This is a genomic window from Streptomyces sp. NPDC015661, assembly GCF_043077765.1.
In the GTDB taxonomy this organism is placed as follows: domain Bacteria; phylum Actinomycetota; class Actinomycetes; order Streptomycetales; family Streptomycetaceae; genus Streptomyces.
The window spans coordinates 174,186-196,585 of sequence record NZ_JBIBST010000003.1; the positions used below are offsets into that span (position 1 = coordinate 174,186).

Below are 22,400 nucleotides of genomic sequence, written 5' to 3' on the forward strand. Positions count from 1 at the left end.
CGCACCATGCGCGCAGCCGTACTGCACGAGATCGGCCAGGACAAACTCGAAGTCCTCGACGACGTCGAGGCGGTGGGCTTCGGCCCGGGCAAGGTCCGGATCCGGGTGAGGGCCACCGGCCTGTGCCACTCCGACGTCTCCGCGATGAGCGGCGTCCTCCCGCAGCCCGCCCCCTTCATCCCCGGCCACGAGGGCGCCGGTGAGATCCTCGACGTCGGCGACGGCGTCACCGGCCTCAGCCAGGGCCAGCGGGTCCTGCTGTGCTGGCTGCCCGCCTGCGGCGGCTGTCCCGCCTGCAAGCGCGGCCAGACGCAGCTGTGCCTGGCCGGCTTCATGAACGCCGGCGTCCCCAACTTCAAGCGCCCCGGCGGCGACGTCTTCGGCTTCGCCGGCACCGGCACCTTCACCGAGGAGGTCGTCGTCGACGCGGGCTGCGCCGTCCCGATCCCCGACGACGTGCCCTTCGACATCGCCGCCCTCATCGGCTGCGGCGTCACCACCGGCCTCGGCGCGGCGATCAACACGGCCAAGGTGGAGGCCGGTTCCTCGGTCGCGGTCATCGGCTGCGGCGGTGTCGGCATCTCCGCCATCCAGGGCGCCAAGCTCCAGGGCGCCGCCCAGATCGTCGCCGTCGACCCCGTCGAGTCCCGCCGCGAGGCCGCGCTGAGGTTCGGCGCCACCGAGGCGGTCGCTCCCGACGCGCTCGCCGACGCCAAGCAGCGGATCACCGGCGGCGAGGGCTTCGACTACGTCTTCGAGGTCGTCGGCAAGTCCGCCACCGCGCGCACCGCGTACGAGACGACCCGTCGCGGCGGCACCCTCTGCGTGGTCGGCGCGGGCGCCCTCGACGACTTCCTCCAGCTCAACATGTTCGAGCTGTTCTTCGACGAGAAGCGGATCCTGCCCTCGATGTACGGCGGCGGGGACGTGCTCCGTTCGTACGAGCGGGCCATCGCGCTCTGGCGGGCCGGCCGCATCGACCTGGAGTCGCTCATCACCCACCGGGTCCCGCTGGCGGGCATCAACGAGGCCCTGGAGCAGATGCGGACCGGCGCGGCCCTCCGTACCTGCATCGAGATCTGAGAGGACCTGACCCATGTCGCTCCCTCTTGAGGGACTGAGCGCGATCGTCACCGGCGCCGGGCGCGGTCTCGGCCGCGCCGAGGCCCTGGAACTGGCCCGGCTCGGCGCCGCCGTCGTCGTCAACGACTACGGGCAGCCCGGCCGCGACGGCTCGGGCGCGGCCTCCGCCGCCCCCGCCGAGGAGGTCGCGGCGGAGATCCGTGCGGCGGGCGGCCGGGCGGTCGCCCACCTCGGCGACGTCTCCGACTTCGAGACGGCACGGGGCCTGGTCGACCTCGCGGTGACCGAGTTCGGGAAGCTGGACGTCCTCGTCAACAACGCGGGCATTCTGCGCGACCGGATGGTCTTCTCGATGAGCGAGGACGAGTGGGACTCGGTCGTACGGGTCCACCTCAAGGGCCACTTCAACACCACCCACTTCGCGGCGGTGCACTGGCGGGGCCGCGCCAAAGCGGGTGAGGCCGGTGTCTACGGCCGCATCGTCAACACGTCCTCGGAGGCCTTCCTCGCGGGTTCGGCCGGTCAGCCCAACTACGCGGCGGCCAAGGGCGGCATCGTGGGCCTGACGACCTCGTCGGCGCTCGCGCTCGCCCGGTACGGCGTGACGGCCAACGCGATCTGCCCGCGGGCCAGGACCCGGATGACGGAGGACGTCTTCGCCGGCTTCGGGGAGCCGGGGGAGGGGGAGCTCGACCCGCTGTCCCCGGAGCACGTGGCGCCGCTCGTCGGCTATCTGGCGTCCCCGGCGGCGTCCGGGGTCAACGGGCAGCTGCTCGTCGTGCACGGCGGGATGGTGGCGGTCGTGGACCGGCCGAAGGTGTCCGCCAAGTTCGACACGGCCAAGGAGGCGTTCACGTACGAGGAGCTGGACTCCCTCCTGACCCCGCACTACGCCTCCCGCCCGGCGGGCGAGACCTTCGCCGCGACGGAGGTGCTGGGTCTGAAGAAGGGCTAGGGGGTGTCTTGTCGGTGAGCCCGGCCTGGCCGGCAAGGCGCCCCCTGAGCCACGGGGGGCGGGTGGCGGGGGCCCGTCGCGAGACGGGTGGTGGGGAACGGCGAAGGGCCCCGGGGGGAACCCCGGGGCCCTTCGCTCCGTTCTTCCTACTGCGCGTGGGCCTCGGCCTCGCGGCGGTGCCGGCCGTGCGGGGAGGACGTGGAGTCCTCCGCCGGCGAGGCCTGACCGCGGTGCTTCCCGGAGCCGTGCGACTCCGAACCCTGCGTGCTTGCTTCGGACATGCTGGAACTCACCCCGTGTGTCTTGCTCTTGCTGTGCGGCCGTGAGTCTAGCCAGCCGGTTTGCGGTCCGTCAGAGGAGCCTGCTGCAAAGGCACCGGTCGGCACACCCGGGGCTCCTCGACGACCACCACCGGCTCGGGCTCCGGCTCCGGCGGCACCTCCAGGGCGGCGAGACCGCACGGCACCTCGGCCGTCGCGTACGGCAGCCGCAGGACGCCCCCGGCCGTCCACAGTCCCGCTCCGGCCAGCCAGCCCTGGGGTACGGCCAGTTGGGCCATTCGGCGGGACGAGGGCTGCCAGGCGCCCACCCAGCTGCCGCCCGCCGCGTCGATCCGCAGCGCCACCGCGCAGCTCTCCGGCATCAGGACCTGCCCCGGCTGCACCGCGAACGGCGTCACCGCCGCGTCGTCGAGCCGCAGGCACTCGGGGAACCGCACCGGCAGCAGGGATCCGAGCACGCCCCAGCCGAGCCGGTCGTGCCCCGGGGACGGCGCGTCGGAGCGGATCAGGAGCAGCCCGCTGTCCGGGTCCGCGAGCAGCAGCCGGTCGTCGCTCTCCTCGGTGATCTGGAGCAGCGGCGTCACCTCCCCGCCCCGCTCCAGGTCGACGGCGACGGCCTTCACCGGCCCGTCGCCGAGCCGCCGGTCGAGGGCGAGCATCCGGCCCGTGCGGTCGAGCCACACCCCGCCCGTGCAACGCCCCCTGACCTCCGCCACCTGCTCCGGGCCGAAGGCCCCGCCCGCCACCAGCCACAGCGTGGTCGTGGCGGGGCCGACGCACAGGGCGTACGCGCAGATGCCGTCCGGCGAGGGCGGGAGCAGCACGAGACGCTCGGAGCCGGGCGCCTCCACCGCGCCGAGCCGGAGCTCGCCGGTGGCCGGGCCGGTGGGGTAGAGCAGCGAGAACGTGTGCCGCCGGCCGTCCACGCGGCGGGCGACGAGGACCCGGCCGTCGGCGAGGGGCAGCAGCTGGGTGCCCGCCTCCTCCGGCTGGTCGAGGGGGAGCGGGACGGCGTACGGCTCGGGGCCGTCGAGGGTCCACCTCTCCACGTACAGGGCGTCACCGACGCCCGCGAGCCTGGCCGCGTACGCGCCGTTGGCCGTGATCGTGAACCCCGCCGGCCAGGCCGCACCCGCGTCGCGGTCGTCGTCCTCGGCCGTGGTCTCGATGGCACACGCTGTCATCGACTCGTCACCTCCGGCCACGAAGCTAGTTTTCGCACTTCCAGCCGAACAACACGAGTGGGGTCACTTCACACATAAGGGTGGCCCTGCGGCGGTTCGGCTGAGGGTGAGGGGGCGGTTGTGCTGGAGTGACCCGTGGTGAGTAAGGTAAGGCGAACCTAAGCGGAGGCTGTGTCTCCGTCAGGACGTGCCCGTGTCCCCGCCAGGACGACCCGTACAGGAGCCTTCTCATGTCCCTCCGCCGCCGCGGCACCGCCGCCGTCGTCGCCCTCGCCGCCGCGCTCTCGCTCGCGGCCTGCGGAGGGGGCGACGGGAGCTCCGACTCCGCCACGAAGGACGACACGGCCAAGAAGAAGGACGTCGCCACCGGAGGCAAGGACTTCGGCGACGCCGCCGCCAGGACCGCGGCCATGGGCACCGACGCGAAGCCGGGCCAGTTCCCCCGCACCCTCACCCACGCCCTCGGCACGACCGAACTCGAGGCCGCCCCCAAGCGGGTCGTCGTCCTCGACGTCGGCGAGCTCGACAACGTCGTCTCCCTGGGCGTCAAGCCCGTCGGCTACGCCCCCTCCGAGGGCGACGACGGCATCCCCGGCTACCTCGCGAAGGACGCCGGCACCCCGAAGTCCGTCGGCACCATCAACAACCTCAACCTGGAGGCCATCGCCAACCTCCAGCCCGACCTCATCCTCGGCAGCCAGCTGCGCGCCGCCGACAAGTACGACGAGCTGTCGAAGATCGCGCCGACCGTGTTCTCCATCCGCCCGGGCTTCACCTGGAAGGAGAACTACCTCCTCAACGCCGCCGCGCTCGACAGGACCGCCGAGGCGAAGGCGAAGCTCGCCGCCTACGAGACCAAGGCGAAGCAGCTCGGCGCAGACATCGGCGCGGCCGGCGGCCCGAACAAGCCGACCGTCTCGATGGTCCGCTACCTCCCGGGCAAGATCCGCCTCTACGCCAAGGCCTCCTTCATCGGCACCATCCTGGAGGACGCCGGCCTGCCCCGGCCCGCGAACCAGCAGATCAACGAGCTGGCGGCCGAGATCAGCCCCGAGAAGATCGACGAGGCCGACGCCGACTGGATCTTCACCGGCGTCTACGGCGACGCCAAGGCCACCAAGAAGGACACCGCACAGGCCAACCCGCTCTGGAAGAACCTCAAGGCCGTCAAGGCCGGTCGGGCCAAGGACGTCCCGGACGAGACCTGGTACCTCGGCCTCGGCGTCACGGCCGCGAACAGCGTCCTCGACGACCTGCGCGCGAACCTCGTGAAGTAGCGGCGGCCCGCATCCCCCCCGGCGTCGGCCGACGGCGCCGGGGGCCGGTCGGCCCGGGATCACCGCGACCCGCAATGGAGCAACCCCGACGGCGGCCGGCCACCTCCGCGAGAGCGGCGCCGGTTTAGGCGCAAAGAGGGGACAGGTAGCCTTTCCCTCGTGCCCCGTCTGTCTGAAGTCATCGCCGAGCTCGACGCCCTCTGGCCGCCCGAGCGGGCCGAGTCGTGGGACGCCGTCGGCACCGTCTGCGGCGACCCCGACGCGGAGGTCGCTCGCGTCCTCTTCGCCGTCGACCCCGTCCAGGAGATCGCCGACGAGGCGATCGCCCTCGGCGCCGACCTGATCGTCACCCACCACCCGCTCTACCTGCGCGGTACGACGACGGTCGCGGCCGGCCACTTCAAGGGCCGCGTCGTCCACACCCTCATCAAGAACGACATCGCCCTCCACGTGGCGCACACCAACGCCGACACCGCCGACCCCGGCGTCTCCGACGCCCTCGCCGGCGCGCTCGACCTCCGGGTCACCGGCCCCCTCGTCCCCGAGAACAACCTCGGCCGGATCTGCGAGCTCGACCACCCCGAGACCCTCGCCGAGTTCGCCGCCCGCGCCGCCAGACGGCTGCCCGCCACCGCGCAGGGCATCCGCGTCGCGGGCGACCCCGGCATGACCGTGCGCCGCGTCGCCGTCAGCGGCGGCTCCGGCGACAGCCTCTTCGGCGCCGTGCGCGCCGCCGGCGTCGACGCCTTCCTCACCGCCGACCTGCGCCACCACCCGGTCTCCGAGGCCACCCAGCAGTCGCCGCTGGGTCTGGTCGACGCCGCTCACTGGGCCACCGAATGGCCCTGGTGCGAGCAGGCCGCCGCACAGCTCGACGAGATTTCCGACCGCCATGGCTGGGACCTCCGCGTCCACGTCTCGAAGACGGTCACCGACCCCTGGTCCTCCCACCACACTTCCTCTGGAGCCCCCAACTGAACGCCGCGCCCGCCGACCAGATCCGCCTCCTCGACGTCCAGGCCCTGGACGTCCGCCTCCAGCAGCTCGCCCACAAGCGCCGCTCGCTGCCCGAGCACGCCGAGATCGAGGCGCTGACGAAGGACCTCACCCAGCTGCGCGACCTGCTCGTCGCCGCGCAGACCGAGGAGAGCGACTGCGGCCGCGAGCAGACCAAGGCCGAGCAGGACGTCGACCAGGTCCGCCAGCGCGCCGCGCGCGACCAGCAGCGGCTCGACTCCGGTGCCGTCTCCTCCCCGAAGGACCTGGAGAACCTCCAGCGCGAGATCGTCTCCCTCGCCAAGCGCCAGGGCGACCTGGAGGAGATCGTCCTGGAGGTCATGGAGCGCCGCGAGTCCGCCCAGGAGCGCCTCACCGAGCTGACCGAGCGGGTCGCCGCCGTCCAGACCAAGGTCGACGACGCCACCGCGCGCCGGGACGCCGCGCAGGCCGAGCTGGACACCGAGTCCGCCTCCGTCGCCAAGGAGCGCGAGCTCGTCGCGGGCGCCGTCCCGGCCGACCTCATCAAGCTCTACGAGAAGCTGCGCGAGCAGCAGGGCGGCATCGGCGCGGCCCGGCTGTACCAGCGCAAGTGCGAGGGCTGCCACATCGAGCTCAACATCACCGAGCTCAACGAGGTCCGTGCCGCCGCGGCGGACACGGTCGTCCGGTGCGAGAACTGCCGCCGGATCCTCGTCCGCACCTCGGAGTCCGGCCTGTAATGCGCGAACTCGTGGTCGAGGCGGACGGCGGCTCCCGGGGCAACCCGGGGCCCGCCGGGTACGGCGCGGTCGTCCTCGACCCGGCGACGGGGGAGACCCTCGCGGAGGCCGCCGAGTACATCGGCGTGGCCACGAACAACGTCGCCGAGTACAAGGGCCTGGTGGCGGGCCTGAAGGCGGCCCGGGAGCTGTTCCCGGACGCCGCCGTCCACGTCCGGATGGACTCCAAGCTGGTCGTCGAGCAGATGTCCGGCCGCTGGAAGATCAAGCACCCGGACATGAAGCCGCTCGCGGCCGAGGCGGGACGGATCTTCCCGCCGGGCCAGGTCCGCTACGAGTGGATCCCGCGCGAGCGGAACAAGCACGCGGACCGGCTCGCGAACGAGGCGATGGACGCGGGCAAGCGGGGCCGCCAGTGGGAGCCGTCCGCCTCCACGGCGGGCCTGGACGCCGCGGCCGCCCGCAACGCCGCGACCCCGCCCCCGTCGGGCCCGCCGGGCGACGCGACGGCGGGCGCGGCACGTGCGCGGGCGGCGCTGGCCGCTTCCGCCCCGACGTCCTCCGCGGGCGGTACGGGCGCGGGTACGGGCTCGGGCACCTGGCCGGGCGCGGCATCGCGCCCGACGGCCCCCGGCACGGGTCCGGACGACGGCCTGTTCGCCGCCGAGGAAGCCGTCGCGGCCTCGGTCGCCTCCGGCGACTTCGAGGCGGAGGCGGGCGCGCTGGCCCCGGTGGGCCACGCGGCGCGCGCCGAGACCCCGGCAGTGCGCGCGGCGACCACCGCTCCCGCGCAGACGCTCACCCAGGACACCGCCCCAGCGGAGACGCTCACGCAGGCCACCGCCGCCGCCCCGGCCACCACCGCCCCGGCCGCGCCCCGGCAGGGGTGGGCCGGGCCCGACATGGGGGCCCCGGCGACCTTCGTCCTGCTGCGGCACGGGGAGACCGCGCTCACGCCCGACAAGAGGTTCTCCGGGAGCGGGGGGAGCGACCCCGAGCTGTCGGCGGCCGGGCTGCGGCAGGCCGAGGCCGTCGCCGAGGCGCTCGCCGCGCGCGGCACCGTCCAGGAGATCGTCAGCTCGCCGCTCACCCGCTGCCGGCAGACCGCCGGTGCCGTCGCCGCCCGCCTCGGCCTCGACGTGCGGATCGAGCAGGGCCTGCGCGAGACCGACTTCGGCGCCTGGGAGGGCCTGACGTTCGGCGAGGTGCGCGAGCGGTATCCGGAGGACCTCGACGCCTGGCTGGCCTCCCCGAAGGCCGCGCCGACCGGCGGCGGCGAGAGCTTCGCGACCGTCGCCCGGCGTGTGGCCGCGACCCGGGACCGGCTGACCGCCGCGTACGCGGGCCGCACGGTCCTCCTCGTCACCCACGTCACGCCGATCAAGACCCTCGTCCGGCTCGCGCTCGGCGCCCCTCCGGAGTCGCTGTTCCGGATGGAGCTGTCCGCGGCCTCGATCTCGGCCGTCGCCTACTACGCCGACGGCAACGCCTCCGTACGGCTCCTCAACGACACCTCGCATCTGAGGTAGCCCGCCAAACCGCTGGCGCCGGCGCCCGGCCCCGTACCACCATCGCCCGTATGACGTGGTCCTTCACCGACAGCGCCGCCGCTTTCCGGGCCGCCGCCTCCGAGCATCTCGCCGCCGACCCCGCGCGCAACACCGCCGTGCTCACGCTCATGGACACGGCCGCCCGGCTCGGCTGGTGGGAGGAGGCGGACGGGCGGGTCACCGGCGTCCTCGCGGTGTCCCGGTCCGGCGTGCCCGCCTTCGGTGCCATGACGGAGGAGGCGGCCCGCGCGCTCGAACTCCCCGGCGGCGAGGAGCCGACGGAGGTACGCGGCGAGACCGCCGCCGTCGAGGCGTACGCGGAGGCCACCGGCCGCCCCTGGACGCCCACCGTCCGCATGCGGCTCTTCCGGCTCGGCGAGCTGATCCCGCCGGACCCGGCCCCGGCGGGCCGTGCCCGGCTCGCGGGCGTGGCCGACGTCCCGCTCGTCGCCGCCTGGACGCGGGAGTTCGCGGTGGCCATCGGGGACGAGCCCGCCGAGGACTACACCGGCTTCGTCACCGAGCGGATCTCCGAGGGACGGCTCCGGCTCTGGGAAGCGCCGGACGGCCGCCCGGTCTCGATGGCCGCCGTCTCCCGCACGATCGAGGGCCAGGCCCGCGTCCACCTCGTCCACACCCCGCCCGCCGAGCGCGGCCGTGGGTACGCGGCCGGTGTCACCGAGGCGGTCAGCCGGGCCGCGCGCGACGCCGGCGTCGCTCAGGTCCTGCTCTTCACGGACCTGGCCAACCCCACCAGCAACGCCCTCTACCAGCGCCTGGGCTACCTCCCCGTCACCGATCACCTCGGCGTGGAGTTCGCCCCCGCGGCCGTATGATCACGCCGGAATCCGGACGTGGGGGAGGCGTTGCCGTGGAGACGGTGCTGTCGGCCAGAGGGACGAGCGCGAGATTCGACGGCTCGCGCCTGAAGGTCGTGCGGGCCGGCACGACGTGGACGGTGCCGGTCCGGGCGATCGCCTCGGTGGAGGAGACGACGGGCGGCGCGGTACGGGTCGCCCTCGCCGGTGATCCCTCGGGCGCCCGGCACGGCCTCGGCGGCTCCGTCGCCCTGTCCGGCCCCAACGCCCGTGCGGCGCAGGCCTTCGCCGACCACCTCCGGGGTGCCCTCGGGCGGGTGGAGACCGTCGAGGACGGGCACGCCCTGGTGACCGTCGTCCGTCCGGCGGCGGCGACGCCGGGCACCGGCGAGGCCGGTTCGCGGGCGGTCCTGACCGGTTTCCTGCTGTGCCTCTACGCGGGGGCCCTCTGGGGGATCGGCGCGGCGGGCCCGCGCTCCGCCCCGGTGGCCGCGGTGTCCCTGACGGTGGGAGGCGCGCTGGGAGCCCTCGGTGCGGTGGGCCTCTGGCGGGTCGCGCGGCGCTTCCGGAGCATGTGGATCCTGCGTACCCGGGGCATCGGCGTCGTCGCCGACGTCAAGGGCTTCGTCAAGATCTGGGACAAGGGAGGCCACTCCTGGGTCTTCCCGCGCCTCTCGTACACGACGGTCGAGGGACAGAGCTTCACGGCGGTGCCGTCGGCGACCTCCGCCGGATGGAAGGTGAGCACGGAGACGAAGGCGGAGGTGCTCTACGACCCCGCCGCGCCGCGCCGCGTGGGCGTCCCGCCGACCGCCGGGTTCGTCGTCCGCAGCACGGTCCTCGGCCTGTCCAGCCTCTTCCCCGCGATCGTGGGCGTCTACGCGGTCCTGGAGAACACGAGCGTTCTCGCCTCCTGAGTCCTCACGGGGAGGACAGCTCCGCCGCCCCGCGCGCGAGGGATTCCACCCGCGCCCAGTCGCGGGCGGCGAGGGCGTCGGGCGGGAGCATCCACGTACCGCCGACGCAGCCGACGTTCGGGAGGGCCAGGTAGGCCGGGGCGGAGGCGGGGGAGATGCCGCCCGTGGGGCAGAAGCGGGCCCGGGGGAGCGGGCCCGCGAGGGACTTCAGGTACGGGACGCCGCCCGCCGCCTCGGCCGGGAAGAACTTCATGTCCTCCACCCCGCGTTCGAGGAGGGCCACGACCTCCGAGGCCGTCGAGACCCCCGGCAGGAACGGCACCCCCGCGTCCCGCATCGCACCGAGCAGACCCTCGGTCCACCCCGGGCTCACCAGGAACCGCGCCCCCGCAGCGACCGCCTCCGCGACCCCGGCCGCCGAGACCACGGTGCCGGCGCCGACGACCGCCTCCGGCACCCCGTCCGCGATCGCGCGGACGGCGTCGAGCGCGGCCGGGGTGCGCAGGGTGACCTCGATCAGCGGCAGCCCGCCGGCCACCAGGGCCCGCGCCAGGGGCACGGCGTCGGCGGCGTCCTCGATCACGACGACGGGGACGACGGGGACGGCACGGTCCCCCGGGGCAAGGTCGAACACGCTCGTCATGGGCGTCATCCTGCCCAGGGCGAGCGTCACCCGCAACGATCGTTGCGGAGGGTGCAACGCGAGCTAGTGGATCTCGTCCACCAGCACGTCGAGGGCCCCCGCCTTCCCGCCCTCCTCCACCACGTACCCCAGGTCCCGCAGCGCCTCCGCCAGCTCCACCGGCGAACCGGGCTCCGCACCCGCCTCCAGCAGGCTCCGCACGATCCGGCCCTTCGTCGCCTTGTTGAAGTGGCTGACCACCTTCCGGGTCGGCGCGTGCAGCACCCGCACCGTCGCCGTCCGGGCCGCGAGCTCCCCCTTCGGCTTCCACGCCGAGGCGTACGCCGAGGAGCGCAGGTCCAGGACGAGCCCGTCCCCGGCCGCCTCCGGCAGCACCGAGGCCATCGCACCCCGCCAGTGCGCGCCCAGCGCCCCGAGCCCCGGCAGCTTCACGCCCATCGAGCAGCGGTACGACGGAATCCGGTCCGTCACCCGCACCGCGCCCCAGAGGCCCGAGAACACGAGCAGCGAGCCCCCCGCCCGCTTCCGGGCCGCCGCGTCCAGGGTCGCCAGACCCAGCGCGTCGTACAGGACGCCCGTGTAGATCTCCCCGGCCGGACGCGCGCCCGCCGTCCGCAGCTCCGTGTTCTTCGCGACCTCGCCGCGCAGCCCCTCGCTCAGCCCGAGCACCTCGCGCGCCTTCTCCTCGTCGGCGGCGCACAGCTCGACCAGCTCGTCCAGGACCGCCGCCCGCGCCTCCGCGAGCCCCGGCAGGGACAGCGACTCCGGCTTCAGCGGCGCCCCGCGCCCCGAGGAGGCCTTGCCTTCGGAGGGCGGCAACAGCACGAGCACGGTGGTTCTCCTTCGTCCGTACGGGGGTGGGGGTGCGGCCCCGGTCGTCCAGCCTACGAGGTGCCGCACCCTGCCCCAGCTCATACGCTCGGTCCATGCCCCGCCGCCACATCCACGTGACCGGCGCAGCCGAGGCTCCGCTGCGGGCCGCCCTGCGCGCACTCCGTACCGAGCTCGCGATCCCCGAGGACTTCCCGCCCGCCGTCCTCGCCGAGGCCGAAGCCGCCGCGAACGCCCCCCGGCTTCCGTCCTACGACGCCACCGACCTGCCGTTCATCACGATCGACCCGCCCACGTCCACCGACCTCGACCAGGCCATGCACCTGGCCCGCCGGGCCGACGGCGGCTACCGCGTCCACTACGCCATCGCCGACGTCGCCGCCTTCGTCACCCCCGGCGGCGCGCTCGACGCCGAGGCCCACCGGCGGGTCCTCACCCTCTACTTCCCCGACGGCAGGGTCCCCCTCCACCCGCCCGTCCTCTCCGAGGGCGCCGCCAGCCTCCTCCCCGGCGAAGCCCGCCCCGCCCTCCTCTGGCGCATCGACCTCGACGCGGAGGGGCGACGGGTCGCCACCGACGTCCGCCGCGCCCTCGTCCGCAGCCGCGCCCGACTCGACTACGAGGGCGCGCAGCGCCGCATCGAGGACGGGACGGCGGAAGAGCCCCTGGCACTCCTCCGGGACATCGGCCGGCTCCGCGAGGCCCTCGAAGCCGAACGCGGCGGGATCTCCCTCAACGTCCCCGAGCAGGAGATCGTCGAGACCGACCACACCTACTCCCTCGCCTACCGGGCCCCGCTCCCCGCCGAAGCCTGGAACGCCCAGATCTCCCTCCTCACCGGCATGGCCGCCGCCGACCTCATGACCGCCGCCGGCACCGGCATCCTGCGCACCCTCCCCACCGCCCCCGACGGCGCCGTCGCCCGGCTGCGCCGCTCCGCCCACGCCCTCGGCGTCGACTGGCCGCACCACGTCTCGTACGCCGACGTCGTCCGCTCCGCCGACCCCACCGACCCGCGCCACGCCGCCTTCCTCCAGGAGTGCACCAGCCTCCTGCGCGGCGCCGGCTACACCGTCTTCACCGACGGCCACGTCCCCGTCCCCGCCGTCCACGCCGCCGTCGCCGACGAGTACACCCACTGCACCGCGCCGCTGCGCCGGCTCGTCGACCGGTACGCGGGCGAGCTGTGCGTGGCGGCGGTCGCCGGGGACGAGCCGCCCGAGTGGGTACGGGCCGCCCTGCCCGCCCTCCCGGACGAGATGGCCACCGGCGCCCGCCGCGCCAACACCGTGGAACGCGAGAGCGTCGACATCGTCGAGGCGGCGCTCCTGAAGGAACGGATCGGCGAGGTCTTCGACGCGTACGTCATCGACGTGAAGGAACACGAACCGGCCGTCGGCACCGTCCACCTGGAGGACCCGGCGGTCGTCGCCCGCATCGAGGGCGGCGAGGCGAAGCTGCCGCTGGGCGAGTGGCTGCGGGTCAGGCTGTCGGCGGCGGACCCGGGGACGGCGAAGGTCCTGTTCGCGCCCGCGTGAGCTCCCGTACGAGCGTCCGCGGGTCGTCGGCGTGCAGCCGGATCAGCCGTACGGGGCGGGGCGCGCCGAGCAGCCGGGGTGCGTCGACCGGCTCGGTCAGCTCGATCGTGACGGAGGTCTGGGAGCCGACGGCGAGGTTCAGCTCGCCGTCCCTCTTCTCGTGCGAGAAGAGGGACTCGCGCCGGACGGCCGCGATCCGCCCGACCGGGACCCGCACGTCGACGTGCGCGCCCTGCCGGACCCGCAGGACACCGCCGGCGAGCGTGTGCGGGCGGGTCACGGAGGCGGCGTGCAGCCCCAGGACGAACAGCACGGTGTAGACGTCCAGGACGAGGAAGGCCGCGTGGACGGAGGGCCACTCGGCGAGCAGGTACGACATGCCGACCGTCTCGACCACGCACACGAACGCGAAGCCGTACATCAGCGCCGCCTGGTCCCGCGCGTGCGGGAACACGCCGTCCGCGCCCGCCACCCCGTGCGGCCGCCGCCCGACCCACCGGACGAGGCTCCCCATGAGCCGCAGCTCGTGCCCGATCAGCCGCAGCACGACCTCGGGCACGAGCCCGGCCGGTGCGCCGGGCCTCCGGGCTGTCGTCCGTGTGTTCGTCATCGGTCCGCCTCCCCCTGTTCCGTCCTCCGTGCCGCCACCAGCTCCACCGCCCGCCGCACCGCCGCCGACTGGGCCGGGGCGAGGTCCGCGAAGAACGTGTCCGCGAGACCCCCGGCGCCCGCCGGGGGCAGCTCCACCGCCATCCCGACCGGCAGGACCGAGGCCAGGGCGCGGGCCGCCACCTCCACCCGGGGGTCCTCCGCCGCCACGTCCGCGAGGGCGTCCAGGAGTCCGTACAGCTCCCGCGCGCTGCCCGCCGCCTCGTGCATCAGCTCCATCAGCCGGGCCCGTTCCGCCTCGGGGACGACGGTGTCGAGGAGGGCCAGGACCTCCCGGTCCTTCGCCGCCATCGGCGACTCGGGCAGCTCGCCGAGACCCGCGAGCAGCGCCGACAGCTCCGGCGAGACGGGGCCCTCGGCGGGCAGGCGCCCGGCACGGGCCTCGGCGAGGAGCGGGGCGAGGCGCTCCCGGCGCGCCCGGATCACCGCCTCCTGCCGGGCCAGGTCGTCCGCCAGCTCCTCCAGGACCTCCGCGAGCCCCCGCCCCTCGTCGCCGGCGACCACGTCCCGTACCTCTTCGAGGCCGAGCCCCAGTTCGGTCAGCCGCCGGATCCGGGCGAGGAGCACGGCGTCCCTGACCCCGTACTCCCGGTACCCGTTGGCCCGCCGCTGGGGCTCGGGCAGCAGCCCCGACTGGTGGTAGTGCCGCACGGCCCGGGGGGTGACCCCGACGAGCGCGGCGATCTCGCCGATACGCATGCGCCCAGTAGAAACCCTGACGCTGCGGCAGGGTCAAGGGTGTCCGCCCCGCCAGGTAGCATGGTCGGCACGGCAGACGAGCCGGGCGGACGGCCGCGTGGAGATCCTCGGATCTTCCCGAGGAACGTCCGGGCTCCACAGAGCAGGGTGGTGGCTAACGGCCACCCGGGGTGACCCGCGGGACAGTGCCACAGAAAACAGACCGCCGGGGACCTCGGTCCTCGGTAAGGGTGAAACGGTGGTGTAAGAGACCACCAGCGCCTGAGGCGACTCAGGCGGCTAGGTAAACCCCACTCGGAGCAAGGTCAAGAGGGGACACCTCGGTGTCCCTGCGCGGATGTTCGAGGGCTGCTCGCCCGAGTCCGCGGGTAGACCGCAGGAGGCCGGCGGCAACGCCGGTCCTAGATGGATGGCCGTCGCCCCGACGACCGCGAGGTCCCGGGGCACAGAACCCGGCGTACAGCCCGACTCGTCTGTCGGCCCGCGTGGGAAGGGCCCCCGAACAGGTTTCCGCCTGATCGGGGGCCCTTCTTCGATGGCGCGGACTTCGATGGCGCGGACTTCGACAGCACGGACTTCGACGGCTCAGACCGGCTCCGGGCCGCCGTGGCGGCGGAGCCAGGCCAGGACGGCGCGGACCCGGCGGTGGCCGCTGTCGCCGGCCGACAGTCCGAGCTTGAGGAAGACGCTGCCGATGTGTTTGTGGACGGCGTTGTCGGTGACGAAGAGCCGCTGGGCGATGCCCGCGTTGTCGTGCCCTTCGGCCATCAGCGCCAGGACCTCGCGTTCGCGGGGGGTGAGGGCGTCGACGGGGTCGCCGCGGACGGCGAGGAGCTGGGCGATGACCTCCGGATCCATGGCCGTGCCGCCGGCCGCCACACGGCGCAGCGCCTCGGTGAACTCCGCGATGCGGCTCACCCGGTCCTTGAGGAGGTAGCCGATCCCGCCGCGGGTGTCGGAGAGGAGGCGGCCCGCGTACTCCTGCTCGACGTACTGGGACAGGACGAGGACGGGAAGGCCGGGACGGTCGCGGCGGGCCTGGAGGGCGGCGCGGATCCCCTCGTCGCGGAAGCCCGGCGGCAGCCGTACGTCGACGACGGTGACGTCCGGGCGGTGGGTCTCGACGGCGGCGAGGAAGCCGGGGGCGTCGCCCGCGATCGCGGCGACCTCGAAGCCCTGGGAGCCGAGGAGGAGTTCGAGGCCCGAGGCCAGCAGGACGTTGTCCTCGGCGATGACTACACGCACGGCAGCTCCACGGTGATGACGGTCGGCCCGCCCGGCGGGCTGCTGATCTCCAGGGTGCCGTCCAGGGCGGCGGCGCGGCGGCGGATCCCGTCCAGGCCGCTGCCCCGGGACGCGTCCGCCCCGCCGGTCCCGTCGTCGGTGATCCTCGCGCACAGCAGCGCGCCGTCGCGGTCGACGTCGACGGAGGCCCTGCCGGCCCGGCTGTGCCGGGCGATGTTCGCCAGCGCCTCGGTGACGGCGAAGTACGCGACCGCCTCGACCGCCGCGGGGACCTCGCCGAGCTCGCCGACGCCGATGCGGGTCGGTACGCCGGCCCTGGTGCCCAGGGTGCCGAGCGCGCCCACGAGTCCCTGGTCGGCCAGGACCGGGGGGTAGATGGCGCGGATGACGGTACGCAGCTCCGTCATGGCCTCCTCGGTCTCGGCCCGGGCCTGCCGCACGAGCGCGGCGGCCGCGTCCGGGTCCCGGGGCAGGGTCTCCTCGGCGACGGCGAGCCGCATGGCGATGGCGACGAGCCGCGCCTGGGTGCCGTCGTGCAGGTCCCGCTCGATCCGTCGGAGTTCCGCGCCGTGCGCCCGCAGGACGTCCGCCCGCGTCCGGGTGAGCTCGGTGACGCGCGCGGCCAGGCGCTCCGCCGGAGACGGTGCCAGGACCGCCAGGCAGCACCGCGCGTGCACCCGGGCCAGCGGCGGCAGGACGAGGGCCGCGAGCCCCGCGAGCAGCAGCAGCTGCACCAGGTTGACCGTCAGCGCGGGGACCCAGCCGTCGACAGGGACGTCGAGCAGCAGCAGCCGTGGCGGATCCGACGCGGGAAAGGCCCACCAGCCCACGGCGGCCACCAGGGTGAGGAGCAGGTTGCCCAGGCACAGCAGGGCGACCAGGCCCGCGGGCAGACCGGTCGCCAGCTGCACGACGAGCCATGCCGGAGCGCGGCGGAGCGGGCGCGGGCCGGGCTCCACCGGCCGGCCGAGCAGCGCCGCGGCTCGGAGGCGGTGGCGCTGCGCCCAGGGGGCCGCGAGCGACGGTACGCACAGGAGCGGCAGCGCCACGAGCGTCACCGTCGCGGTCGTCAGGGTGCCGAGCAGATAGCGTCCGCCGCGCCCGGTGTCGGCCAACCGTGCGCGGGCCTCGCCGGTCACGCGGTGCACTGGGCTCGCCTTCGTTCGGTGGGTACGGGACCGGAGGAGCGGGTCCTCCGGAAGCGACCGTACGTGCCCGGCGACCCGGACGGCACTACAGCGGGCTGTAGGGCACAACCGGTCGTCCACGGCAGCGACTTGCGATGCGGCGCCTCCCTAGCGTGGCGTTCATGACATCCACGACCCAGACCTCCACACCGCGGCGCCACCGCCGCCTCCGCCGAGGATGGCCGGCCGTCGCGGCGGCCGCCGCACTCGCCACCGCGGGTGCGACCCTGGCCGTCCAGTCCGCGGACGGTGCGGCCGCGCCCGGCTACCGCCAGGCCGACCTGCGCCGGGACGCCGATGCCCTCCGGGCGCTGGGCATCACCGGCGTCCAGGCGCGGGTGACCACCGCCTCGGGCCGGGACCTGGTCGCCACCGCCGGCGTCGCCGAGGTGGGCGAAGCGCGGCCGGTGCCCCGCGACGGCTACTTCCGGATCGCCAGCACCGGCAAGGCGCTCATGGCCACGCTGGTCCTGCAGCTGGTCGACGAGGGCAAGCTGTCGCCGGCCGACACCGTGGACCACTGGCTGCCCGGTGTGATCGCCGGAAACGGCAACGACGGACGGAAGATGACCGTGCGTCAGCTCCTGCAGAACACCAGCGGCCTCCACGACGACCTGCCCGGCTTCGACACCCCGCAGCAGTACTACCGGCACCGCTACGACACCTACACCGCCGAACAGCTCGTCGCCCGGGCCATGAAGCACCACCCGGACTTCGCACCCGGCACCGGCTGGGGCTACTCCAACACCGGTTACGTCGTCCTCGGCATGATCGTCGACAAGGTCACCGGCCGCCCCTGGCCGGAGGAGGTCGAGAGCCGGATCCTGAAACCGCTCGGGATGCGCCACACGTACCTCCCGGGCGCCACGCCCACCCTGCGCCGCCCGCACGCCGACGGCTACCAGGTCTTCGCCTCCGGCGAACGGACCGACGTCACCGAACAGATCGTCCCCGACCTCGGCGGCTACGTCTCCACCACGGCGGACGTCAACCGCTTCTTCCAGGGCCTCCTCGGCGGCGAGCTGCTCTCCGCGGCGCGCCTCGCCGAGATGAGGCACACCGTCCCGGTCCCCAAGGAGTTCGAGGTGTTCTGGCCCGGCGGACGCTACGGCCTCGGCCTTGTCAGCCGCCCCCTGAGCTGCGGCGGCAGCTACTGGAGCCATGAGGGGGGCGAGGCCGGCTACATCACCCTGAACGGCGCCACCGACGACGGCCGCCGCACGGTCACCGTCTCGCTGACCACCAGCTTCAACGACCTGGGCCGGACGATCCGGCAGCAGGAGGCGGCCAGTGACCTCGTCGACCGCGCCCTGTGCGACACCCCCGGCACGGGCCGGTAGTCCTCAGGGGCGCCGGACCTCGAAGTGGAAGCAGCCGTACTCGACGGCCCGGACGTGCACCAGGGCGACGGCCGGGTCGTCGAAGGCCTCGCCGAGGGCCCGGTCGAAGCCCTCGGCGGGGGTCTCGGGCAGCTCCAGGAGACGGCCGCCGACGATCCGGCCGGCCGCGTCGTAGCGGCGCAGGGTGCGGAGCGCCCCGGCACGGGAGAAGGGGTACGCCTCCGAGGGCGCGGGCCCGCCGCACTCCTCGGCGTGGACGAAGACGGGACCCTGCTCGTCGTACGCGCCGGGCTCGGCACCCGTCTCGGCGGCCCAGCGGCGGAGCGGCGCGTACGAGACCAGGGCGATCCGCTCGCCGGGCTCGGAGAGGCGCAGGCAGCAGCGGAGGGGATGTCCGCCGTCGGTGGCGGTGTACGGAGCGCAGGCGCGGCCGGCGTCGTCCGTGACGCGCAGCCGGGCGAGGGCGGAGGGGGCGATGGGGCGGGCGAAGTAGGTGTTCATGCCGTCAGGTTCGCCCGGGGCGGCCCCGTACCGCTGGCGCAATTCGGACGCCGCGCTCGGTCCGGGTGTTCCGCCGGGGCGTTGTCAGTGCGCTTCGGTACGGTCGCTTCGCGAACCGCTATCGAACGGAGCCGTACGGATGAGCCGTCATTTCCAGGTCACCTTCGACGCCCACGACCCCCGGGCCCTGTCCTCCTTCTGGCGTGACGCGCTGGGGTACGTCCACCCCGGGCCGCCCGGAGCGGAGCTGCCCGAGGGCGCCGACCCGCTGGCCGCCTGGGACGAGTTCCTCGCGAGGATCGGCGTCCCCGAGGACCAGCGCAACTCGCGGTCGGCCATCGAGGACCCGGAGGGTGCGGGCCCGCGCGTGTTCTTCCAGCAGGTGCCCGAGGACAAGGTCGCCAAGAACCGCGTCCACCTCGACGTCCGCGCCGCGCCGGGACTCCAGGGGGAGGAGCGGATGGCCGCCCTGGAGGCCGAGTGCGACCGGCTCGTCGGGCTCGGGGCGAAGCGGGTGCGCCGCTTCGAGCCGGCCCCGCCGATGAGCGCCGGCCACATCGTGATGACCGACCCCGAGGGCAACGAGTTCTGCCTCGACTGACCGGGACCACCCTGGGCGCGGACGGTGAACGCGCAGGTCATACCCTGTGTGCCGCCGAAACGTCGTCAGGGAGGGGCAGGGTCGGGTGGGCGTGTCGCTGGGCAAGGGGCCGGTTCGGGAGGAGTCGCGGTGGCGGCGGCCCGGGGTCGTCGTCTTCTGTTTGGTTCTTCTGCCGCCGCTGGGCATCGTCCTTGCCTGGCGCAGCCGTTGGTCGCCGGGGCGGAAGGTGCTCGCCACGGTGCTGTCCGGTGTCTGGTTCGTGGCCATGGGCACGAGCGAGCCGCCGGCGGACAGCCCCGCGGTGGCCGACGCGAAGCCGCGGGTCAGTGCCTTCCCGTCCTTCACGCCGTACACCCCGCCCACCCCCACGCCGACGCCGATCGTGCACCGGGTCGTCGCCGACTACGTCGGCCAGAACCTGGAGACCGCCTCGCGGGCCGCGTACGAGGCGGGGTTCCGGGCGCGCTCGCACGACGCCACCGAGGACGACAAGATGCAGCTCGTGGACGGCAACTGGAAGGTCTGCTTCCAGGAGCCGGCGGCGGGCGAGACCGCCGCGATCGAGGAAGGTCGGCGGATCGGCATCGAGTTCGCCGTCGTCGAGAAGAGCAGCCCCTGCCCGGCACGGGACGGCGACGCCGTGGTCTTCCCCAAGGTGCCGAACGTCGTCGGCAAGACCTTCGGGGACGGCTCCGCGGTGCTCCGGAAGGCGGGCCTCACCGAGATCCGCGGCGCCAGTGTGTACACGGACGTCGACCTGGCGGCCCGTCATGACGACTGGCGGATCTGCTTCCAGGACCCGGCGGCGGGCGAGGACATCGAGCGGCCGGAGTACATGTCCGTACGGCTCTCCCTCGCCCGGCCCGGCCTCTCCTGCCCCTCGGAGGAGTACGCCCGGCTGAACCCGGACCCTGACCCGGACCGCCACGGCAGCGGAAGTGGCAGCGGTTCGGGAGGCTCCGGCGGTTCGGACGGTGGCGGCGGCGCCGTCTACTACAAGAACTGCGACGCCGTCCGCGCCGCGGGCAGGGCCCCCATCTACGCCGGCCAGCCCGGCTACCGCTCCGGCCTCGACCGCGACGGCGACGGCAAGGCCTGCGACTGGTCCTGACCGGAGGTCCGGAGGGTTCGACGGTCGGTTAGGGTGCGCGGATGATATTCGGACGTGGGCGGTTTCCCGCCGCCGTGGCAGCCTTCGAGTCGGCCGTACGGGCCCAGGACGCGGACGCCGCCGAGAAGGCCTTCGGGCGCCTGACCAGCACGGTCGGGAAGGCCCGTGACGAGGAGCTCCACGATGCGGGTCCCCGTCTCGCCGCGGTCCTTGCCGAGGTCCCGCCCGGCCCCCGCGCCGTCGTCGCCGTCGTGATCGGGGCCTGTGTCGAGCGCGGTGCAGACCCGGCGGCCTGCGCGTCCGCCGTCTTCGCCGCCGCCCGTGAGGCCTTCGAGGCGGCCGCCGTGTTCTGTGAGCGCTGGGCGGCCGCCGGGCGCGGTGAGCTGCCGAGCCACCAGGGCGAGGGCCTGGGGGAGGCGGACTTCGAGCGGATCGGCTTCGAGCCGGTGATGGCCTGGCAGTCGCTCCCGCAGTTCGAGATGGCCTGCGTGGCGATGCTCAACTCCCCGTCGGTACGGGGGAACACCCCCGGCCGGGCCGAGCTGCGCGAGGCCGTGGCCCGGGTCCAGGAGCTGACGGACGACCCGTTCAAGTGCCTCGCCTACGCCCTGGTCGTCCTCGACGACGAGCCGTTCGTCGCGATCGACCGTGCCACCGGCGTCGGATTCGCCTTGCGCGGGTCCGGCATCGGGGACAACTTCCAGCTGCACACCCTCCTCGCCGACGCCCTCATCGGTGGCGGCCACCTGCCGGGCGAGGCGCCCTCGGCCGAGGCCGTCGCGATGTGCAGGGACAGGCCGGGCCAGACCCCGACCACCGGCTCGTTCAACCTCGTCGGCGCCGACGGCGAGTGGATCTGGAACGAGGGCAACCCCGCGGACATCCCCGTCGTGGACGGCGTCCGTCTCGTGGTCATCGACCCGCCCGCGTACCGGAGGAGCTGGCCCGCGGGCCGGTTCTTCCCCGGCATGACCGGTGACCTGGTGCTCGAACGGGTCCTTCCGCCGCAGGAGTCGGCCGCCCTGCTGGCCCAGGTGGCCGAGCCCGCGCGCCGATAGGTGGCATGCGCGCGGCCCCGTTCCCCGGGGCGGGGCCGCCGGCGGTGTACGGGTGGGGCATGGCCATTCCCGTGAATCAGCTCAGTGACCCGACCGTGCGTGACTTCGTCACGGCCCTCAATGCCAACGACCAGTCGGCCGTGGCCGGCCTTCTGGCGCCCGGCGCGACCATGTCCGACGACGGCTCCGACCGCAACCTGCGGGAGTGGCTCGACCGGGAGGTGTTCTCCTCGAACGGGCACATGGACGTCGAGTCCGAGACGGACGGAGGGCTCTCCCTCGTCGCCACCTACCGCAACGACACCTGGGGCGCGATGCGCACCAAGTGGGCCTTCACCGTCGACGGGGGGAAGATCGCGCGGTTCGAGACCGGGCAGGCCTGACCCGCGTGTCGTGGGCCGAGGGTGCGCTACCCCCGGCCGATGTACGGCATCGCCGTCGCCATCACCGTCGCGAACTGCACGTTCGCCTCCAGCGGCAGCGCCGCCATGTGCACCACCGTCGCCGCCACGTCCGCCGCGTCCATCACCGGCTCCACCGCCAGCTCGCCGTTGGCCTGGAGGATGCCGGTCTGCATGCGGGCCGTCATCTCCGTCGCCGCGTTGCCGATGTCGATCTGGCCGCAGGCGATCCGGTACGGGCGTCCGTCGAGGGACAGGGACTTCGTCAGGCCCGTCATCGCGTGCTTGGTCGCCGTGTACGCGATCGAGTGCGGGCGCGGCACGTGCGCGGAGATCGAGCCGTTGTTGATGATCCGGCCGCCCTGCGGGTCCTGCTCCCTCATGGTCCGGAAGGCCGCCTGGGCACAGAGGAACGCGCCCGTCAGGTTCACGTCGACCACCGCGCGCCAGGTCGCCGGGTCCAGGTCCTCGACGGGGACGCCGCCGCCCGCGAACGTACCGGCGTTGTTGAAGAGCAGGTCCACCCGGCCGTGGCGGGCCCGTACCGCCGCGAAGAGGTTCGCGACCTCCTGCTCCGACGTGACGTCCGTCGGGACGACCAGGAAGTCGCCCTCCGGCAGGGCCGCGGCCGTCTCCTCCAGGGCCTCCGCCCTGCGGCCCGCGAGGGCCACCGACCAGCCGGCGGCCGCGAGGGCCAGCGCCACGCTCCGGCCGATGCCCGAACCGGCTCCCGTCACCACTGCGATGCTCATGGGCGCGCAGCGTACGCGAGACGCATGCCCCATGAACTCAT

The 22,400-nt window shown here is 74.2% G+C and carries 24 protein-coding genes and 1 other RNA gene; 15 read left to right on the forward strand and 10 right to left on the reverse strand.

Annotated features, from left to right (window positions below):
* The first annotated feature begins 6 nt into the window (after nucleotides 1–6).
* Nucleotides 7–1,083 (forward strand): Zn-dependent alcohol dehydrogenase, encoded by a 1,077-nt coding sequence (locus tag ACF07V_RS09230; RefSeq protein WP_392152647.1) that lies wholly within the window; start codon nucleotides 7–9, stop codon nucleotides 1,081–1,083.
* Between the two features lie 13 nt (nucleotides 1,084–1,096).
* Nucleotides 1,097–2,038 carry a 3-oxoacyl-ACP reductase gene (locus ACF07V_RS09235; protein WP_392152649.1) on the forward strand — a complete coding sequence of 314 codons (942 nt, stop codon included), beginning with the start codon at nucleotides 1,097–1,099 and terminating at the stop codon, nucleotides 2,036–2,038.
* 146 nt (nucleotides 2,039–2,184) lie between these two features.
* Here ACF07V_RS09235 and ACF07V_RS09240 read toward each other — a convergent pair whose 3' ends face one another.
* Together ACF07V_RS09240 and ACF07V_RS09245 are read right to left on the reverse strand one after the other, a co-directional pair.
* Nucleotides 2,185–2,319, reverse strand: coding sequence for a hypothetical protein (locus ACF07V_RS09240; RefSeq protein WP_392152651.1), 135 nt, complete (start codon nucleotides 2,317–2,319; stop codon nucleotides 2,185–2,187).
* Nucleotides 2,320–2,366: 47 nt separating this feature from the next.
* Nucleotides 2,367–3,503: a hypothetical protein gene (locus tag ACF07V_RS09245; protein ID WP_392152652.1), complete on the reverse strand. Its 1,137-nt coding sequence runs from the start codon at nucleotides 3,501–3,503 to the stop codon at nucleotides 2,367–2,369.
* Nucleotides 3,504–3,733: 230 nt separating this feature from the next.
* On the opposite strand from ACF07V_RS09245, the gene ACF07V_RS09250 reads away from it, so the two are divergent.
* The 6 genes from ACF07V_RS09250 (at nucleotide 3,734) to ACF07V_RS09275 (ending at nucleotide 9,783) form a co-directional block, all read left to right on the forward strand.
* Nucleotides 3,734–4,780: an ABC transporter substrate-binding protein gene (locus ACF07V_RS09250; protein WP_392152654.1), complete on the forward strand. Its 1,047-nt coding sequence runs from the start codon at nucleotides 3,734–3,736 to the stop codon at nucleotides 4,778–4,780.
* Between the two features lie 159 nt (nucleotides 4,781–4,939).
* Nucleotides 4,940–5,758, forward strand: coding sequence for a Nif3-like dinuclear metal center hexameric protein (locus ACF07V_RS09255; protein ID WP_392152656.1), 819 nt, complete (start codon nucleotides 4,940–4,942; stop codon nucleotides 5,756–5,758).
* Nucleotides 5,755–6,498 carry a zinc ribbon domain-containing protein gene (locus ACF07V_RS09260; protein ID WP_392153416.1) on the forward strand — a complete coding sequence of 248 codons (744 nt, stop codon included), beginning with the start codon at nucleotides 5,755–5,757 and terminating at the stop codon, nucleotides 6,496–6,498. The genes ACF07V_RS09255 and ACF07V_RS09260 overlap by 4 nt, the downstream gene beginning before the upstream one ends.
* Entirely contained in the window at nucleotides 6,498–8,027 is a 1,530-nt protein-coding gene (locus ACF07V_RS09265; RefSeq protein ID WP_392152657.1) for a bifunctional RNase H/acid phosphatase, read from the forward strand. Before ACF07V_RS09260 ends, ACF07V_RS09265 begins: the two co-directional genes overlap by 1 nt.
* Before the next feature lie 50 nt (nucleotides 8,028–8,077).
* Nucleotides 8,078–8,884, forward strand: a complete 807-nt coding sequence (locus ACF07V_RS09270; protein ID WP_392152658.1) for a GNAT family N-acetyltransferase — start codon at nucleotides 8,078–8,080, stop codon at nucleotides 8,882–8,884.
* A gap of 35 nt (nucleotides 8,885–8,919) precedes the next feature.
* The gene (locus tag ACF07V_RS09275; protein WP_392152660.1) at nucleotides 8,920–9,783 is read left to right on the forward strand and encodes a hypothetical protein; all 864 of its coding nucleotides are present in this window, start codon (nucleotides 8,920–8,922) and stop codon (nucleotides 9,781–9,783) included.
* Between the two features lie 4 nt (nucleotides 9,784–9,787).
* Here the strand turns inward: ACF07V_RS09275 and eda are convergent, their stop codons facing one another.
* Nucleotides 9,788–10,426, reverse strand: a complete 639-nt coding sequence (gene eda / locus ACF07V_RS09280) for a bifunctional 4-hydroxy-2-oxoglutarate aldolase/2-dehydro-3-deoxy-phosphogluconate aldolase (protein WP_392152661.1) — start codon at nucleotides 10,424–10,426, stop codon at nucleotides 9,788–9,790.
* A 63-nt stretch (nucleotides 10,427–10,489) separates the two neighbouring features.
* Nucleotides 10,490–11,257: a peroxide stress protein YaaA gene (gene yaaA, locus ACF07V_RS09285; protein ID WP_392152662.1), complete on the reverse strand. Its 768-nt coding sequence runs from the start codon at nucleotides 11,255–11,257 to the stop codon at nucleotides 10,490–10,492.
* Nucleotides 11,258–11,352: 95 nt separating this feature from the next.
* On the opposite strand from yaaA, the gene ACF07V_RS09290 reads away from it, so the two are divergent.
* Nucleotides 11,353–12,795: an RNB domain-containing ribonuclease gene (locus tag ACF07V_RS09290; RefSeq protein ID WP_392152664.1), complete on the forward strand. Its 1,443-nt coding sequence runs from the start codon at nucleotides 11,353–11,355 to the stop codon at nucleotides 12,793–12,795.
* Here ACF07V_RS09290 and ACF07V_RS09295 read toward each other — a convergent pair.
* On the reverse strand, nucleotides 12,740–13,405 hold the full coding sequence (locus tag ACF07V_RS09295; RefSeq protein ID WP_392152665.1) for a hypothetical protein: 666 nt from the start codon (nucleotides 13,403–13,405) through the stop codon (nucleotides 12,740–12,742). The two genes, ACF07V_RS09290 and ACF07V_RS09295, sit on opposite strands and share 56 nt — an antisense overlap.
* On the reverse strand, nucleotides 13,402–14,163 hold the full coding sequence (locus ACF07V_RS09300) for a MerR family transcriptional regulator (RefSeq protein ID WP_392152666.1): 762 nt from the start codon (nucleotides 14,161–14,163) through the stop codon (nucleotides 13,402–13,404). The genes ACF07V_RS09295 and ACF07V_RS09300 overlap by 4 nt, the downstream gene beginning before the upstream one ends.
* Before the next feature lie 77 nt (nucleotides 14,164–14,240).
* Between ACF07V_RS09300 and rnpB the strand changes: the two genes are divergently transcribed.
* Nucleotides 14,241–14,639: RNase P RNA component class A (gene rnpB / locus ACF07V_RS09305), an RNA gene on the forward strand.
* A gap of 109 nt (nucleotides 14,640–14,748) precedes the next feature.
* Here rnpB and ACF07V_RS09310 read toward each other — a convergent pair.
* Both ACF07V_RS09310 and ACF07V_RS09315 read right to left on the reverse strand, forming a co-directional pair.
* A complete protein-coding gene (locus tag ACF07V_RS09310; RefSeq protein ID WP_392152668.1) occupies nucleotides 14,749–15,408 on the reverse strand; it encodes a response regulator in 660 nt (219 codons plus the stop codon).
* Complete coding sequence (locus ACF07V_RS09315) at nucleotides 15,399–16,556, reverse strand: sensor histidine kinase (RefSeq protein ID WP_392152670.1); 1,158 nt, start codon at nucleotides 16,554–16,556, stop codon at nucleotides 15,399–15,401. The genes ACF07V_RS09310 and ACF07V_RS09315 overlap by 10 nt, the downstream gene beginning before the upstream one ends.
* Nucleotides 16,557–16,717: 161 nt before the next feature.
* Here ACF07V_RS09315 and ACF07V_RS09320 point away from each other — a divergent pair, with 161 nt between their 5' ends.
* Entirely contained in the window at nucleotides 16,718–17,935 is a 1,218-nt protein-coding gene (locus ACF07V_RS09320; protein ID WP_392152672.1) for a serine hydrolase domain-containing protein, read from the forward strand.
* Nucleotides 17,936–17,938: 3 nt separating this feature from the next.
* Here the strand turns inward: ACF07V_RS09320 and ACF07V_RS09325 are convergent, their stop codons facing one another.
* Entirely contained in the window at nucleotides 17,939–18,436 is a 498-nt protein-coding gene (locus tag ACF07V_RS09325; RefSeq protein WP_392152674.1) for a DUF1203 domain-containing protein, read from the reverse strand.
* Nucleotides 18,437–18,575: 139 nt separating this feature from the next.
* On the opposite strand from ACF07V_RS09325, the gene ACF07V_RS09330 reads away from it, so the two are divergent.
* From ACF07V_RS09330 to ACF07V_RS09345, 4 genes are all read left to right on the forward strand, one after another.
* Nucleotides 18,576–19,037 (forward strand): VOC family protein, encoded by a 462-nt coding sequence (locus tag ACF07V_RS09330; RefSeq protein WP_392152676.1) that lies wholly within the window; start codon nucleotides 18,576–18,578, stop codon nucleotides 19,035–19,037.
* A gap of 85 nt (nucleotides 19,038–19,122) precedes the next feature.
* Nucleotides 19,123–20,148 (forward strand): excalibur calcium-binding domain-containing protein, encoded by a 1,026-nt coding sequence (locus tag ACF07V_RS09335; RefSeq protein ID WP_392152678.1) that lies wholly within the window; start codon nucleotides 19,123–19,125, stop codon nucleotides 20,146–20,148.
* A 41-nt stretch (nucleotides 20,149–20,189) separates the two neighbouring features.
* Nucleotides 20,190–21,206 carry a hypothetical protein gene (locus ACF07V_RS09340; protein WP_392152680.1) on the forward strand — a complete coding sequence of 339 codons (1,017 nt, stop codon included), beginning with the start codon at nucleotides 20,190–20,192 and terminating at the stop codon, nucleotides 21,204–21,206.
* 59 nt (nucleotides 21,207–21,265) lie between these two features.
* The gene (locus ACF07V_RS09345) at nucleotides 21,266–21,589 is read left to right on the forward strand and encodes a nuclear transport factor 2 family protein (RefSeq protein ID WP_392152681.1); all 324 of its coding nucleotides are present in this window, start codon (nucleotides 21,266–21,268) and stop codon (nucleotides 21,587–21,589) included.
* Nucleotides 21,590–21,615: 26 nt separating this feature from the next.
* On the opposite strand, the gene ACF07V_RS09350 is transcribed toward ACF07V_RS09345, so the two are convergent.
* The gene (locus tag ACF07V_RS09350; RefSeq protein WP_392152683.1) at nucleotides 21,616–22,392 is read right to left on the reverse strand and encodes an SDR family oxidoreductase; all 777 of its coding nucleotides are present in this window, start codon (nucleotides 22,390–22,392) and stop codon (nucleotides 21,616–21,618) included.
* Between the last annotated feature and the right edge of the window lie 8 nt (nucleotides 22,393–22,400).